Origin of the sequence: Janthinobacterium sp. EB271-G4-3-2 (genome assembly GCF_020858035.1) — a bacterium.
GTDB classification, from domain to species: domain Bacteria; phylum Pseudomonadota; class Gammaproteobacteria; order Burkholderiales; family Burkholderiaceae_D; genus Janthinobacterium; species Janthinobacterium aestuarii.
Genome location: NZ_JACYMG010000005.1, coordinates 246505 through 260299, shown reverse-complemented (window position 1 = coordinate 260299; position 13795 = coordinate 246505). Strand labels below are relative to the sequence as shown.

The following is a 13795-nucleotide window of genomic DNA, read 5'->3' as shown; positions in this document are numbered from 1 at the left end:
ACACTGAGCCGCCTTCACTTTGGAGCATGGGCATGGCCCGCATATCGGCATCTCACACGGCTGGCCTGGATCTGCTGGATCAATTATTCTTCAACCAGATTCTGGTGCATTGCCTTTTTACCCAGGAACATCGCTGGCTGAAGAGTCTCGCCGAGGATCTGGCTCGCGAGCTTACGGACAAGGGCATGGCCGGCGTACAACGGCAGGTCGTCAAACATGGCGTCTTGTGCCTGATGGAAGCAGAATTGTCCGACTCGCTATTTTTACTGAAAGAGACTTATCCTGACAATGTTCCTCCACTGCCCGAGGACATCACCATGGAGCGGCTTGAGGCAAGCGAAAGATACAAGCTGAACTTTTTTGAAGGGTATGTACTCGCCGTTCTGAGTAAGGCCCATGCGTGCGACAAGGACGTGATCATCGACATCACGAACAATTTGCTGGAAAAATACGCACAGGCACCATCCACCGTGCGTTACCGTTTGATGGAGCGCATGTTTGCTTTTGAGTTTATTGCCGCGCCCATCGATTGCTTTGCCTGGTTGTCCAGGATGGGCGTGCTGAAAAGCGTCAAGCATCCCGGTGCCGCCTTGACATCCTGCCATGCGCCGGAATTCCTGCCACGCCTCGCACTGCTTTGCGAATTCAATGTGCTGCGCGACCACATACGGCGCCAGGTAAAACTGGGCACGCAAGCGGCAGACGTGAGCGTGGAAAACATCAGAAAAATCGTAGAAATCTCTGATAAGACGATACGCTTGTTATCCGAAAATAAGAGGAAAGAAACGGATGTCAATAACATGGCCAGTACGAAAAACAGCTTTGCCATCATTGATCTTGCCGAAATAGAAAATCCAGCCAAGGTGCATCTTTTTTTTGCCCGTTTGCATGCGTACACCGTACGGTTCCGGGTTTTTCAAGGCTCCTTGGCTAGCTGGGTTGGCATGCTATGTGGCGGCACAGTGGAAGTCTTGCAGCAATCTCAGGATAAAAAAAACCCATCTTTACGGGTGAGTTCAATGAAGGGACCTCGACGCAAGAGGTATACGAGCAGATGAGCAAGCGCGGCTTTGAGATCACACCGCGTGCCATATACGATCGCCATCGTGATTTCAAGGAAACAGCGCTGCGGGCAGTCACGATTTACTACAAGATGAAACTTTTCGAAAACACAGCTCCCCCTCCCGACGTCAAGGATCTGACCTACGAAGCGGTTTCCTGGCAATGTGAATGCCTGACGCCCACCCCGCAGCGCAATGTCAGCTCGCCAAGCTGACAAGGCCTTGCCTCCACAGCAAGCGGACGGTGATCCCTACTGCGCCGTACTGGTATGTCCGTTGAAATGGCGCGTGTACCAGTCCGTGGCCAGCAGGGCCGCCTGGTGGCGCGTGTCGGGGCCGCCGGGCGCGGCGATCTGTTCCAATTGCTTGTCGCAACGCAAGGTGGCAAATGCCATGCGGTTCAGGCCGGCCACGTCGGGGTCGCGTCCGCCCACGATCAGCAGCGATGGCACCCGCACGTTTTCCAGCGCCGCCTTGCCGGCCATTTCCACCTGGCCATCGCAGACGGCCAGCGCGGCGATCTCCGCGCTGCGCCAGGCCGCCAATTGCATCACGACGGCCGCGCTGGTGCCATAGCCATACAAGCCGCAGGGCAAGCGCCGCGTGGATGGGTCCACTTGCAGCCAGCCCAGCGCTTTTTCCAGCTGGCGCGCCAGCAGCACGATATCGCCGCGCACGAAATACGCGTGGCCATTGCTGCCGCCGCCAGGCCCGACACCGCCCTGGTCGAAGCGCAAGGTGGCGATGCCCGCTCGCAAAAAATCCTGGGAGGTGGCGTGGCTGGAAGCGCCCAGATAGTCGCTATCGGCGCCCGCCCCGTGGGCAAACAGGACGATGCCCACGGGCCGCTCGGGCATTTCAAGCACGCCGTCCATTTGAAGTTCATCGGCCGTGATGCTGACAAATTGTTCTTGCATGGCTGCCTCCGCTATCGAGCTGGAATGACGCTGACATCAAGCTGAAATCACGCTGCTAATGCGCTGATCGGCAAGCATCAGTGTACCAGCCTGCGCCAGTTCTCGCGCGGCGCACGTCAAATTCGCCACGCGCGCGCATCAGACGGCGCCGTGCCGGTCCAGCCCCTTCAGCACGGCTTCCGGGCGGATCGGCAAATGCCGCACGCGCGAGGCCACGGCGGCAAAAATGGCGTTGCCGATCGCCGGCGCCACGGCCGTCGTGGGCGGCTCGCCCATGCCCGTCGATGTTTGCGTGCTTGCAACGAATTCGATGTCGAGCTCGGGCACGTCGGCCATGCGCAGGGGCGTGTAGGTATTCAGGTTGGTATCCTTCACCTGGCCGTTGAGGAAAGCCGTGCCTTCATGCAAGGCCATGCTCACGCCCCACAGGGCGCCCCCTTCCGCCTGCGCCAGCGCGCCATCGGGGTCGACGATGCTGCCCGCGTCGATCACCATGAACAGCTTTTCGACTTTCACCATGCAAGTGCTGCGGTCTACTTTCACTCTGGCAATGCAGGCCGTCCAGGTCGGCATGTCACGTTCCTGGCCAAACGTGGCGGCGATGCCCAGGCCCGTGTCGGGCGGCATGGCCGTGCCCCAGCCCGCTTTTTCCGCCACGCGCCGCAGCACATGGGCCAGGCGCGCGGCGCCGCCGACGGCGTTCGGCGCGCTGCCCGCATTGCGCCCCGTCGCCTGCAACAGTGATAAACGGAACGCCAGCGGATCGACCTTGGCCGCCTGCGCGGCCTCGTCCATGAAACTTTCCACAGCCCAATTCGTCCAGCCAGGCCCCACGGAGCGCAGCCAGCCAGGGCGGAAACTGCTGTTGGCCAGGTCGTTCGACACGGCCCGCACGCGCTGCGCACCCACCGAATACCAGTGGTCGGCGCCGGCGATGGCGAACGGGTCATACGGATGGCCCTGCTTATCCTTGGCCAGGAAGGCGGGGATCATCACTTGCGTGGGCCAGCCCGCGCTGGCCTCGTGCACCATCGCCGACACCTTGCCGGCGTCGTCGAAGGCCATGCGCACGTGCTGCACGGAGGGCGAACGGGGCGAATCGAAACGGGTGTCGTCGGCCCGCGTGCATATCATCTTGACGGGCCGTCCCAAGGCTTGCGCCGCCAGCGCGGCCGGCACGCAATAATCACCATTCAGGCGCCGCCCGAAACCGCCACCGAGCAGATAGGTGTGCAGCATGACATGGCTCTCCGGCACCTTCAACGCCTGCGCCAGCACGGGCAGTATCAATGATTGCCACTGGTTGCCCGCATGGATATGCCAGACGCCTTCGATTTCCTGCGCCAGGGCATTGACGGGTTCCAGCTGGAAATGCAACACGGTGCTGGTCGTGTAGTGGCGTTCCAGCTGCAGGCTGGCATCGTTGAACGCTTGCTCCACGCCATCATCATCGACCACGCGGGCGCCCAGGCCGGCATCGGCCAGCTGCTTGGCGGCGTAGTTGACAATATCCTGCTCCGCCACGTGGGCCGCCGCGCCGGCCCGCCATTTCACTTGCACCAGCTCGGCCGCGCGCATGGCGGCCGCATACGTTTCGGCCACCACCATGACCCAGCCGGGTACCGTGCCGCTGGGATCCTGCAAGGCGAACGAACGCAAATAACCCTGCACCTTTTTCGCGTCCGTATCATCGATGGAGACCACTTTCGCGCCGTAGCGCGTGGGCGGGATCTTCGGGCGCGCAAACAGCATGCCCTCGACTTCCGCATCGATGCCGTACACGGCCGTGCCATTGATTTTCGCGGGGATGTCGAGCGCCTGCACGTGCTGGCCGATCAGACTGCGCTGCGGCGGCGTTTTCAACACGATGGCTTTCAGTTGCTCGCGCGTGTACTGGCGCGCCAGCTTGCCACGGCGCACGATGTCGCCATAGCTGATCGAGCGTCCCCGGCCATGCACGACGCCCAGCCGGGCGTGGCAGGCGGACACGGGCACGCGCAGCAGGCGCGCGCCCTCCTCGACCAGCGCCAGGCGGCCGGCCGCGCCGGCACGGCTGAGCGGATCGAAATTCTGCCAGACGGACCAGCTGCCGCCCGTCACCATCAAGCCCCATTTCGGATCCGTGTCCACGTAATGCAGGCGTACTTTGCTCCAGTCCGCTTCAAGCTCCTCGGCCACGATGCGCGCCAGGGCCGTGCCGATATGCTGGCCCATTTCCGCCTTGGCGATGTTGACGGTGACGATGCCGTCGCGGCCGATCTGGAACCAGATGCTGGGATCGAACACGGGTGCGGCGCTTTGCTTTGGCGGCACGGGCGCCGCCTTGCCTGCGGCCAGGGTGCTGTCGGCGCGCAAAAAGGCGAGCGTAAATCCCGTGCCGGCGGCGGCGATCAGGAAACCGCGCCGGCCCAGCGCGCTGGGGCGGGTCCCTGAATTTTCCTTCGGTAACTTATACACCAGGCGCCTCCTGCATGCCGGCCGCCAGTTTGATCGCCTTGCGGATGCGCACATACGCCATGCAGCGGCACAGGTTGCCGCTCATGACGGCGTCGATATTCGCATCGGTCGGCTGCGGATAATCTTTCAGCAGGGTGGCCGCCTGCATGATCTGGCCCGACTGGCAATAGCCGCACTGGGGCGCCTGCGTGGCGAGCCACGCCCGCTGCAACGGGTGCGTGCCATCGGGCGACAGGCCTTCGATGGTGGTGATGGCGCAGCCGGCCACGGCGGCAATCGGCGTGATGCACGAGCGCATGGCGCGGCCATCCACGTGCACGGTGCAGGCGCCGCACATGCCGATGCCGCAGCCAAACTTCGTGCCTTTTAATTTAACTTCGTCGCGCAGCACCCACAGCAGGGGCGTCTCGGCATCGGTCTCGGTGCCGAAGGGCTGGCCATTCACGGTCATGTTGTACATAGAGTCTTTCAGTAATTACTTACTGGCGCGGGCGCGTGCCACGGCCGCTTCCAGATTCGTCCAGGCCGGCTGGTGGCTGCGGCTGCGGCGCAAATAGGCGGCCAGCTGAGCCACGTCGTTATCCGTCAGCGAGGCGGCAAAGCCGGGCATCAGCACGCCGGGCATGGCTTCGTCCTTGCTCAAGCCGTGCAATATCACCTGGATCAGGTTGGCGGGATCGGGCGCGCTGACGGCGCTGTTCAGGCTCAGTTCCGGCCGCAGCGCCGCGGGCTTGCCATCGCTGTTCGAGTGGCACGACGCGCAGGCGGCCACGTACAGGCTGGCGCCACGGTCGTTGTCGACGAGGCTGACACGCTGCGAGCGGACGATGCCGGCCTTGATCACGGCATCCGCATCCACCTTGCGCCGATCCGCCCCGGCCACGCCCGCAAAATACACGGACAAGGCGCGGATGTCGCTATCGGGCGAGGCGCCCATGCCTTCGTGCACGATGGCCGACATGGGCCCCGCCGCCACGCCGTGCAGGGCCGTCGCCCCCGTGCGCAAAAAGGCGTACAGCTCGTCCTGCGTCCACGGCAAGGGCGCCGTGTTGGCGCCGGTCAAGGCCGGCGCATACCAGTGGTCGATGGACGCGCCCAGATAGGATGAGCCGGCAAGTTCGGCGCCCAGCGCATTGCGCGGCGTATGGCAGGCGGCGCAATGGGCCAGGCCTTCGGCCAGGTAGCGGCCCCGGTTCCAGTCCGGCCCTTGCGCGGGATCCAGTCGATAGCTGGCCGGCTTGAAAAACAGCAGCTTCCAGCCCGCCTGCAGCGGCCGCACGTTCAGGGGGAAAGGCACGCTGTTGGCGGGCGCCACCGCATACACGGGCGGGCGCGTCATGAAATACGCGTACAAGGCCGCCAGGTCGGCGTCCGAGACGAGGTTGAAATGGGTGTACGGAAAGACGGGATACAGATGGGCGCCATCGCGGCCCACGCCTTCGCGCATGGCCCGCTGGAAGGCGGCCAGCGACCAGCGGCCGATGCCCGTTTGCCGGTCGGGCGTGATATTCGTCGCATAGATCGTGCCGAACGGCGTGGCCAGGCCGTGGCCGCCCGCGTACCCGGCACCGCCCCTGGCCGTATGGCAGGCGGCGCAATTGCCCATGCCAGCCAGGATGCGGCCCCGCTCCACCGCTTGCGGCGAAAAGGCCGTGGCGGCGGGCGGATCGATGGGCGCCAGCGCGGGGCGCCAGTAGTACAGATATGCGGCCAGGGCCGCCACGATGAGCAATGCCAGCGACAGCAGCAGGCCGGTGAAGATTTTCTTGAGCAAAACAGGCGTCCGGTAAAAGGCCAAGCACGCGCCTGCCGCGCACGGACGGCGGCAGCAGGGCAGATTGTGACAATGAATGGGAGAATCTTACCGCGATTGTGACTTGTTGTATGTACGCAATGACACGCAGATGCCGCCTGCAGGCGGGCTGCGCCTTATAATCAGCGTTTCAGCACGCCGCCTCTCCCTTCATGCATACCGTTGCCATCATCCTCATCCTCGTGTTGACCGTCGTCCTGTGCGGCTTTCTCGCCCGCTCGCGCTGGGTCAAGCTGCCGCTGCCGCTGATCCAGATCGCCGGCGGCACGGGATTGGCCGTGTTTGGCGTGCAAGTGCCGCTCGATCCCGACATTTTCTTCCTGCTCTTCATCCCGCCGCTGCTGTTTCTCGACGGCTGGCGCATTCCCAAGGGCGCCTTCTTTTCCGACGCGCGTTCGATCCTGATGCTGGCCATCGGCCTCGTGCTGTTCACCGTGCTGGGCATGGGCTTTTTCATCGACTGGCTGATTCCCAGCGTGCCGCTGGCCGTCGCCTTCGCGCTGGGCGCCATCCTGTCGCCGACGGACCCCGTGGCCGTCTCGGCGATCGCCGCAGGCAATCCGATCCCGCCGCGCCTGATGCACATCCTCGAAGGCGAATCGCTGCTCAACGACGCGTCGGGCCTCGTCTGCTTCACGTTTGCCGTGGGCGCCATGATGACGGGCGGCTTTTCCATCGGCGCAGCCTCGCTGAGTTTCCTGCAGGAAGCGGGCGGCGGCATCGTCATCGGTCTTGCCATCTCCTGGGGCGTGGGCCTGGCGAATAAATGGCTGGTGAGCAAGGTGGGCGAAGAGCCGGGCCTGCAAATCCTCATCAGCATCCTGATCCCGTTCGCCGCCTACCTGGGCGCCGAGCAAATCCACGGCTCCGGCATCCTGGCCGCCGCCACGGCGGGCGTGTCCATGCATTACGCCGACCTGATCGGCCGCCCGCTGGCCGCCACGCGCACCCAGCGCAAGGCCGTGTGGGATACCGTGCAACTGGTCTTGAATGGCGTGATTTTCGTCATGCTGGGCGCGCAGCTGCCCACCACCGTTGCCGGCTTGCCGGCCGCATCGGCCGAAATCGGCGCCGGCAGCGCCTGGAAACTGCCGCTGTTCGTCATCGCCATCACGGTGGGGCTGACCTTCATGCGCTTCCTCTGGGTCTTCATTTCCATGAAACTGACCCTGTTCAAGCACCACAAGAAGGTGGCCGGCGAATCGAAGGACGCGGCGCTGCTGGCCCGCCCCAGCCTGCGATTGCTGCTGGTGGCGTCGTTCGCGGGCGTGCGCGGCGCGCTGACCCTGGCCGGCATCCTGACCCTGCCCTTGTTCCTGCCCGACGGCACGCGCTTTCCCGCGCGCGACCTCGTCATCTTCCTGTCCATGGGCGTGATTTTGCTGTCGCTGCTGCTGGCCAGCGTCACCTTGCCCCTGCTGACCAAGGGCCTCGTCTTCGCGCCCCCCGCGCGCCGCTCGACGGAAGAGCGCAATGCCCGCGCCGCCGCCGCCGAAGCAGCGATCGCGCGGCTGGAAAAAGTGTGCGAAGGCATCGACAAGAATGACAAGCAGCAAGTCGTCACGGAAGCGGCCAACCGCCTGATCGAAGCCTACCGGCGCCGCCTCGCGTATGGCGAGAGCAGCAACGACGAGGCGATGCGCTTGCAGGAACTGGCCAGGGCCGAGCGCTCGCTGCGCCTGGAAGCGCTCAATGCGGAGCGCGATGAGCTGTTCCGCCGCCGCATCTCGGGCGAGCTGGACGACACCATCCACTTGCGCCTGCTGCGCGAAATCGACTTGCTGGAAGCGACATTGGAAGAATAACAACGATCTGTTGCGGGAAACAATGTTGATCAGGTAATTCTCATGGCAAAGAATGCAAGTTTCCACATTCGTGTTTATAATGCAAGGTTTTATGGCGTCATGCCGTGATTTACTTTCAACATGGACTTCCGTAGAGTATGTGTTGCAGAGTAACTATTTGAATAGCCACCCGACCTGCATAAAGACACCGACGCCGTGCCCTTCTCTCCTCGCCACCGGCAGCGCCCCGCGCCGCCCGTCCTGCTCGCTGTCGTGCTGCTGGCCTCGCTGCTCGCCTGCGCTGCGCTGGCGCCGTGCGCGGCGGGGGCGCAAACGGGCGCGGCTGCCGATGCCAGGCGTCACGCCGAAGTGGCCCAGGTCCTGTTTGGCATCATCAGTTATGTGCGCTGGCCCGTGGCGCGCCAGGAAGTGCGCGTCTGCATGCTCGGCGCACCCCGCTACGGCGCGGCCATCGTCGACACGCCCGCCTCCAGCCTGGGCCCGCGCATCCGCGTGAAAAGCCCGGCGATGGCCAGCGCAGCCAGCGAATGCGACGTCGTCTACCTGGGCAGCCTGCCCGAAAGCGAACGCGAGCACCTGCTGGCGCAGATCATCGGCAAACCGATTCTATCGGTCGCCGAACCGGGCACGTCCTGTACCGTGGGCACCATGTTCTGCCTGCGCCTGACCGAGGCGCAGATCGGTTTTGACGTCAACCTCGACGCCATCGCCCGCAGCGGCCTGCGCGTGCATCCGAACGCCTTGCAAATTGCACGTCGCAAGGGACCGCCGCCATGAGCGCCCGCATGAGCAACAAGCCTGCCCGCCAGCCCCGCCGCACGCTCGACAGCGTGCTGCGGCGCGCCCACCTGAGCGTGTCGCTGATCGCCGTGCTGGCGGCCGGCCTGACGCTGACGGCCGTGGCGCTGCTGGCCCTGCGCGTGTATTCGGACCAGAACCTGCGCCTGGTGGCCCGTTCGATGAGCTATACGGTGGAAGGGGCCGTCGTCTTTGGCGACTCCATGGCCGCCAGGGAAGCGCTGGCCCTGATCGGCGTCAATGAAGATATCGACCAGGCGCAGGTAAGCGACCAGGCCGGCAAGGTGCTGGCCCGCTGGGAACGGGGCGAACACGGCACGCGCTACTACATCGAGCGTGCGCTGACGGGCTGGATGCTGCCCGATTCGCTGACCTTCCCCATCACGCGCAATGACCAGGCCATCGGCAGCATCAAGCTGGTGCCGCACAGCCGCAGCCTGCTGCCCTTCCTGCTCAGCGGCCTGAGCTGCCTGCTCGCCTGCCTGGTGCTGAGCCTGGTCGTCGCCGTGCGCCTGTCACGCAGCATGGAAACGGAAATCACGTCGCCCCTGCGCCATCTGGCGGAAACGGCGCACCGGGTGCGGCGCGACCGTTCGTTCGAACTGCGCGTGCCGCCCGCCAATATTGCCGAACTGAACCAGATCAATGACGACTTCAACGCCCTGCTCGACGAACTGGAAGCGTGGCAAAGCCATCTGCAGAAGGAACACGCCTCGCTGTCGCACCGCGCCAACCACGACAGCCTGACGGGCCTGTCGAACCGCGCCTTCATGGAAGCGGAGCTGGAACGCGCCATCCTCGACGCGCGGGTCGGCAATGGCAAGGTGGCCGTGCTGTTCCTCGACAGCGACCGGTTCAAATACATCAACGACACCTTCGGCCATGCCTCGGGCGACCGCGTGCTGGTGACGATCGCCGCGCGCATCAAGCAGCAATTGCGCGAAGGCGACCTGGTGGCGCGCCTGGGCGGCGACGAATTCGCCATCGTGCTCAAGCCGCTGCGCAACAGCAGCGACGCCATGCACATCGCCGACAACATCATCGCCGCCATGGCGCAAGCCATTGAACTGCCCACTGGCAACAGCATCGTCAGCTCGCTGACCATCGGCGTGGCCGTCTTTCCCGATCACGCCATCGACGCCATCTCGCTGGTCGGCGCGGCGGACGAAGCCATGTACCGCGCCAAGCAGGCGCAGCGCGGCACGCGCCAGGTGGCGCGCCTGCCGCAACCCCATATTCACCCCTGAACCAAGGAGCAACACCATGCAATTCATCTACACGCAATTACGCCGCGGCTTACTCGGCTTGTTCATGCTGGGCCTGCTGGCCGCCTGCCAAAGCACGCCAGAGACCAAGCCGCTGTTCAGCCCCGAGCAAGTCGCCACCCTGAAAGAACAAGGCTTCAACCAGACGGACGAAGGCTGGGAACTGAGCTTTACCGACAAGCTGCTGTTCGAATTCGACGCCGCCAAGCTGGTCCCGCCGAGCCGCATGGCCATCCAGAAAATCAGCGCCGCCCTGCTGAAAGTGGGCATCACGCACATGCGCGTGGAAGGCCATACGGACAACGAAGGCACGGAAGCGTACAACAACAAGCTGTCGCTGGCGCGCGCCAACGTGGTGGCCGACGCCATGAGCGCATCGGGCATTCCACGCGAGAACATCACCGTCAAGGGGCTAGGCATGAGCAAACCGGTAGCCTCGAATGCCAGCAAGACGGGCAAGGCGGAAAACCGCCGCGTCACCGTCATCGTCTCGGCCCCTTGATCATGGGCGTGCCCGCCGTGCGCTGGGTCGTGATGGGTGTGTCCGGCTGCGGCAAGAGCGCCGTCGGCAGCTTGCTGGCCGAGGCCTTGCACGTGCCCTACGTGGAAGGCGACGACGTGCATTCTCCGGAAAACGTGGCCAAGATGGCCGCCGGCATCGCGCTCGACGATGCCGACCGGGCCGGCTGGCTGGCCGCGCTGCGCGACCGGATCGCCACGGCCCGCGCGCAAGGCAGCGGCCTCGTCGTCTCCTGCTCGGCCCTGAAGCGCGCCTACCGCGACGTGCTGCGCGAAGGCGATCCTGCCCTGCGCTTTGCCCACCTGGACGGCCCGCGCGCCGTGCTGGAAAGCCGCTTGCAGCGCCCCGGCCATTTCATGCCGGCCAGCCTGCTCGACAGCCAGCTGGCCACCCTGCAGCCGCTGCTGCCGGACGAAGCCGGCATGGTGCTCGACGTCCGCCAGCCGCTGGCCGTGCTGGTCGCACAGATCCTGCAAGCGCCCTGACAGGCAGCCGCGCGGCTGGACAGCCCGCGCCCCCCTGTGTAGACTGGCGCGCACTTTCATGAGGGATTTCTATGAGCACACCAACGACAAAACCAGCACCGGGCCCGGAATTCTGGGAACGCGCCGACCAGGTCATCGCCCTGGCCAATGAACAATGCATGCACAGCGGCGGCAATGAAGTGGCCACCTCGCTGCTGTACGCGGCCGCCCGCTTCAACGCCTTCCTCGTCGCCAGCAAGAGCAACGACGTGGCCAAGATGCAGGAAGAGAAGGAAGGTGCCGTGGCCTTCTTCACGGAACAGTACAAGCGCATGCTGACCGACAACTTCAACGACTACATCACCAACTTCGACAAGTACACGCAACCGTCGTCGGCCCCCAAGGGCTGATGTCCGCAGCCAGCCTGGACGGCCACCGCGCCCGCGCCACCCACGCCGATAGCGTGCTGCACGGCACGGTGCGCTTTGCGCCGCTGACCTCGCTATGGCTGACGGCCATGCTGGCCGGCGCCGTGACGGGCGCCCTGCTCTTCTTCAGCTGGATGGGCCTGCTGCTGTTTGCGGCCGGCACGGCCGTCGTCCTGCTGTTCGGCCACTCGCTGGGCAGCCACCGCAAGCTGATCCACAACAGCTTTGCATGCCCCCAGTGGCTGGAATATGCGCTCGTCTACCTGGGCGTGCTGGTGGGCCTCAGCGGCCCGCTGGGCCTGCTGCGCCAGCACGAGCTGCGCGACTATGCGCAGCGCCTGCCCGCTTGCCATCCCTATCTGCGCCACGGCGCCGGCTTCTGGCGTGATGCCTGGTGGCAATTATTCTGCCGCCTGGAACTCGACCACCCGCCCCACATCGCCATCGAGCCGCGCATCGCGCTCGACCGCTTTTACCGTTTCCTGGAAAGAACCTGGATGCTGCAGCAACTGCCATGGGCCGTGCTGTTCTATGCCTGGGGCGGCTGGGGCTTCGTCTGCTGGGGTGTCTGCGCGCGGGTCAGCGCCGGCGTGCTCGGCCATTGGCTGATCGGCTACTTCGCCCACAACCATGGGCAGATGCACTTCGAGGTCCATGGCGCCGCCGTACAAGGCAGGAATATCCGCCTGACGTCGCTGCTGACCATGGGCGAATGCTGGCACAACAACCATCATGCGTATCCAGGCTCGGCCAGGCTGGGCCTGCTGCCGGGCGAATGGGACCCGGGCTGGTGGATGCTGCTGCTGTTGCGGCGCCTGGGCCTAGTCTCCGGACTGCGCCTGCCGCAAAACCTGGCGCCGCGGCCGGAACTGCGCCGGCTCGGCGACGCCGACGATCAGGCGTCGTCCTGGCCTGCCAGGTAATTGTTCTTCACGCGCACATAGTGCTCGGCCGAATAGCGCAGGTAGGCGATTTCCGCTTCCGTCAGCGCGCGCACCTTGGCGGCGGGCCGGCCCACGTACAGGTGGCCGCTTTCCAGCACCTTGCCCGGCGACACCAGGCTGCCCGCGCCCAGCATCACGTGCTTTTCCACCACCACGTCATCCATGACGATGCTGCCCATGCCGATCAGGCACTCGTCGCCGATCGTGCAGCCGTGCAAGATGACGGAGTGGCCGATGGTCACGTACTTGCCGATGGTCAACGGTGAACCGTCGGGCTTGGCCGCATTCCTGTGCGACACGTGACCCATGGAAAAGTCCTGGATATTGCTGCCTTCGCCGATGACGATGCGGTTGACGTCGCCGCGCAGCACGCTGTTGCACCAGATCGAGCAATCATCGCCGATCTGCACGTCGCCAATCACTTGCGCCGTGTCATGCAGGTAGACGCGCTCGCCCACGACGGGGCAGGTATTCAGGTAGGAACTGACAGGCATCGCTTTCTCACTCTTCATTAAATTGAAACAACAGGATTCACACCCAGCCGGCGGCCAGCGCAAAAATGGCCAGGCCATGGGCCAGGGACGCGCCCAACAAGCCGGCACGGCAATATACCAGCCCCGCCACCATGCCTTCGATCACGGTGAAGACGACGATGGGCGCACCCACCTGCGTGACGGTAGTGGCAAGGAAGGCGTGGCACAGGCCAAACAGCAGGCCCGACACGAGCGCCGCGCGCCAGGCCGGCAGCCAGGCGCGCAATTGCTGCTGCAGCAAGCCGCGAAACAGCAATTCTTCATAGCAGTTGGCCGCCAGCGCAAAACCCAGCAGCAAGGGCAGCATGGATGGCGCGACGGGCGGCAGGGACGGCAAGCCGGACAGCGCTTTCAAGCCCGTCGCCAGCGCGATGATCAGTGCGGCGCCCGCCACGCCCAGCAGCACCGACAGGGCCGGCCGCATGCCGAACCAGTGGATCTGGCGGCGCGCCTCGCTTTCCAGCCAGCACGTGGTGGCCACCAGCCCCAGCGACATGGCGCCCAGCGCCAGCAAGACCAGCGGCGGCGCCGTGAAGCGCAAGCCGCCCGCCGCCACTTGCCAGTAGCCGTGCGCCGTCATCGCGTCGCGCGCCAGCACGAAAAACACGATGTGCACGAGCACGCGCAGCAGCGGCACCGTCCGGGGAACGGCCAGCAGCAAGGCGGCGCAGACGAGGAAGGCGGGCGCGATCGCCAGCAGATACTGCGCCAGGGAAGTCAGGTCGGCCATCGCTCACATCGGGAAAAGGACGGTGCCAACGGGCACGGGCGCAGCAATTGTATGCGGCGG

The 13795-nt window shown here is 64.8% G+C and carries 15 protein-coding genes; 9 read left to right on the top strand and 6 right to left on the bottom strand.

Annotated features, from left to right (window positions below; translation table 11 throughout):
- The first annotated feature begins 32 nt into the window (after positions 1-32).
- Both IGS55_RS13400 and IGS55_RS13395 read left to right on the top strand, forming a co-directional pair.
- A complete protein-coding gene (locus tag IGS55_RS13400; RefSeq protein WP_230517518.1) occupies positions 33-1058 on the top strand; it encodes a hypothetical protein in 1026 nt (341 codons plus the stop codon).
- On the top strand, positions 1055-1276 hold the full coding sequence (locus IGS55_RS13395) for a hypothetical protein (protein WP_230517517.1): 222 nt from the start codon (positions 1055-1057) through the stop codon (positions 1274-1276). The genes IGS55_RS13400 and IGS55_RS13395 overlap by 4 nt, the downstream gene beginning before the upstream one ends.
- Positions 1277-1312: 36 nt before the next feature.
- Here the strand turns inward: IGS55_RS13395 and IGS55_RS13390 are convergent, their stop codons facing one another.
- The 4 genes from IGS55_RS13390 to IGS55_RS13375 all read right to left on the bottom strand — a co-directional run bounded on the left by IGS55_RS13390 (position 1313) and on the right by IGS55_RS13375 (position 6209).
- Positions 1313-1978, bottom strand: a complete 666-nt coding sequence (locus IGS55_RS13390) for a dienelactone hydrolase family protein (RefSeq protein ID WP_230517516.1) — start codon at positions 1976-1978, stop codon at positions 1313-1315.
- 138 nt (positions 1979-2116) lie between these two features.
- Complete coding sequence (locus tag IGS55_RS13385) at positions 2117-4435, bottom strand: xanthine dehydrogenase family protein molybdopterin-binding subunit (protein ID WP_230517515.1); 2319 nt, start codon at positions 4433-4435, stop codon at positions 2117-2119.
- Positions 4428-4895: a (2Fe-2S)-binding protein gene (locus IGS55_RS13380; RefSeq protein ID WP_230517514.1), complete on the bottom strand. Its 468-nt coding sequence runs from the start codon at positions 4893-4895 to the stop codon at positions 4428-4430. Before IGS55_RS13380 ends, IGS55_RS13385 begins: the two co-directional genes overlap by 8 nt.
- Positions 4896-4910: 15 nt before the next feature.
- Positions 4911-6209: a c-type cytochrome gene (locus IGS55_RS13375; protein ID WP_230517513.1), complete on the bottom strand. Its 1299-nt coding sequence runs from the start codon at positions 6207-6209 to the stop codon at positions 4911-4913.
- Between the two features lie 191 nt (positions 6210-6400).
- On the opposite strand from IGS55_RS13375, the gene IGS55_RS13370 reads away from it, so the two are divergent.
- From IGS55_RS13370 to IGS55_RS13340, 7 genes are all read left to right on the top strand, one after another.
- Positions 6401-8053 (top strand): Na+/H+ antiporter, encoded by a 1653-nt coding sequence (locus IGS55_RS13370; protein ID WP_230517512.1) that lies wholly within the window; start codon positions 6401-6403, stop codon positions 8051-8053.
- 195 nt (positions 8054-8248) lie between these two features.
- Entirely contained in the window at positions 8249-8830 is a 582-nt protein-coding gene (locus tag IGS55_RS13365; RefSeq protein WP_230517511.1) for a YfiR family protein, read from the top strand.
- 8 nt (positions 8831-8838) lie between these two features.
- Positions 8839-10098: a diguanylate cyclase domain-containing protein gene (locus tag IGS55_RS13360; protein WP_230517510.1), complete on the top strand. Its 1260-nt coding sequence runs from the start codon at positions 8839-8841 to the stop codon at positions 10096-10098.
- A 16-nt stretch (positions 10099-10114) separates the two neighbouring features.
- Positions 10115-10618: an OmpA family protein gene (locus tag IGS55_RS13355; protein WP_230517509.1), complete on the top strand. Its 504-nt coding sequence runs from the start codon at positions 10115-10117 to the stop codon at positions 10616-10618.
- Positions 10619-10620: 2 nt separating this feature from the next.
- Complete coding sequence (locus IGS55_RS13350; RefSeq protein WP_230517508.1) at positions 10621-11121, top strand: gluconokinase; 501 nt, start codon at positions 10621-10623, stop codon at positions 11119-11121.
- 71 nt (positions 11122-11192) lie between these two features.
- On the top strand, positions 11193-11510 hold the full coding sequence (locus IGS55_RS13345; protein WP_034782889.1) for a DUF3144 domain-containing protein: 318 nt from the start codon (positions 11193-11195) through the stop codon (positions 11508-11510).
- On the top strand, positions 11510-12451 hold the full coding sequence (locus IGS55_RS13340) for an acyl-CoA desaturase (protein ID WP_230517507.1): 942 nt from the start codon (positions 11510-11512) through the stop codon (positions 12449-12451). Before IGS55_RS13345 ends, IGS55_RS13340 begins: the two co-directional genes overlap by 1 nt.
- Here IGS55_RS13340 and IGS55_RS13335 read toward each other — a convergent pair.
- Both IGS55_RS13335 and IGS55_RS13330 read right to left on the bottom strand, forming a co-directional pair.
- Positions 12424-12966 carry a gamma carbonic anhydrase family protein gene (locus tag IGS55_RS13335; RefSeq protein WP_230517506.1) on the bottom strand — a complete coding sequence of 181 codons (543 nt, stop codon included), beginning with the start codon at positions 12964-12966 and terminating at the stop codon, positions 12424-12426. The genes IGS55_RS13340 and IGS55_RS13335 overlap by 28 nt on opposite strands.
- Before the next feature lie 37 nt (positions 12967-13003).
- Positions 13004-13735, bottom strand: coding sequence for a CPBP family intramembrane glutamic endopeptidase (locus tag IGS55_RS13330; RefSeq protein WP_230517505.1), 732 nt, complete (start codon positions 13733-13735; stop codon positions 13004-13006).
- Between the last annotated feature and the right edge of the window lie 60 nt (positions 13736-13795).

Bases quoted from the DNA above. Each gene is read 5' to 3' on its own strand.
- IGS55_RS13355 (WP_230517509.1), top strand. From the start codon at position 10,115: ATGCAATTCATCTACACGCAATTACGCCGCGGCTTACTCGGCTTGTTC.
- IGS55_RS13395 (WP_230517517.1), top strand. From the start codon at position 1,055: ATGAGCAAGCGCGGCTTTGAGATCACACCGCGTGCCATATACGATCGC.
- IGS55_RS13345 (WP_034782889.1), top strand. From the start codon at position 11,193: ATGAGCACACCAACGACAAAACCAGCACCGGGCCCGGAATTCTGGGAA.
- IGS55_RS13390 (WP_230517516.1), bottom strand. From the start codon at position 1,978: ATGCAAGAACAATTTGTCAGCATCACGGCCGATGAACTTCAAATGGAC.
- IGS55_RS13335 (WP_230517506.1), bottom strand. From the start codon at position 12,966: ATGCCTGTCAGTTCCTACCTGAATACCTGCCCCGTCGTGGGCGAGCGC.
- IGS55_RS13380 (WP_230517514.1), bottom strand. From the start codon at position 4,895: ATGTACAACATGACCGTGAATGGCCAGCCCTTCGGCACCGAGACCGAT.
- IGS55_RS13330 (WP_230517505.1), bottom strand. From the start codon at position 13,735: ATGGCCGACCTGACTTCCCTGGCGCAGTATCTGCTGGCGATCGCGCCC.
- IGS55_RS13340 (WP_230517507.1), top strand. From the start codon at position 11,510: ATGTCCGCAGCCAGCCTGGACGGCCACCGCGCCCGCGCCACCCACGCC.
- IGS55_RS13370 (WP_230517512.1), top strand. From the start codon at position 6,401: ATGCATACCGTTGCCATCATCCTCATCCTCGTGTTGACCGTCGTCCTG.
- IGS55_RS13350 (WP_230517508.1), top strand. From the start codon at position 10,621: ATGGGCGTGCCCGCCGTGCGCTGGGTCGTGATGGGTGTGTCCGGCTGC.
- IGS55_RS13400 (WP_230517518.1), top strand. From the start codon at position 33: ATGGCCCGCATATCGGCATCTCACACGGCTGGCCTGGATCTGCTGGAT.
- IGS55_RS13360 (WP_230517510.1), top strand. From the start codon at position 8,839: ATGAGCAACAAGCCTGCCCGCCAGCCCCGCCGCACGCTCGACAGCGTG.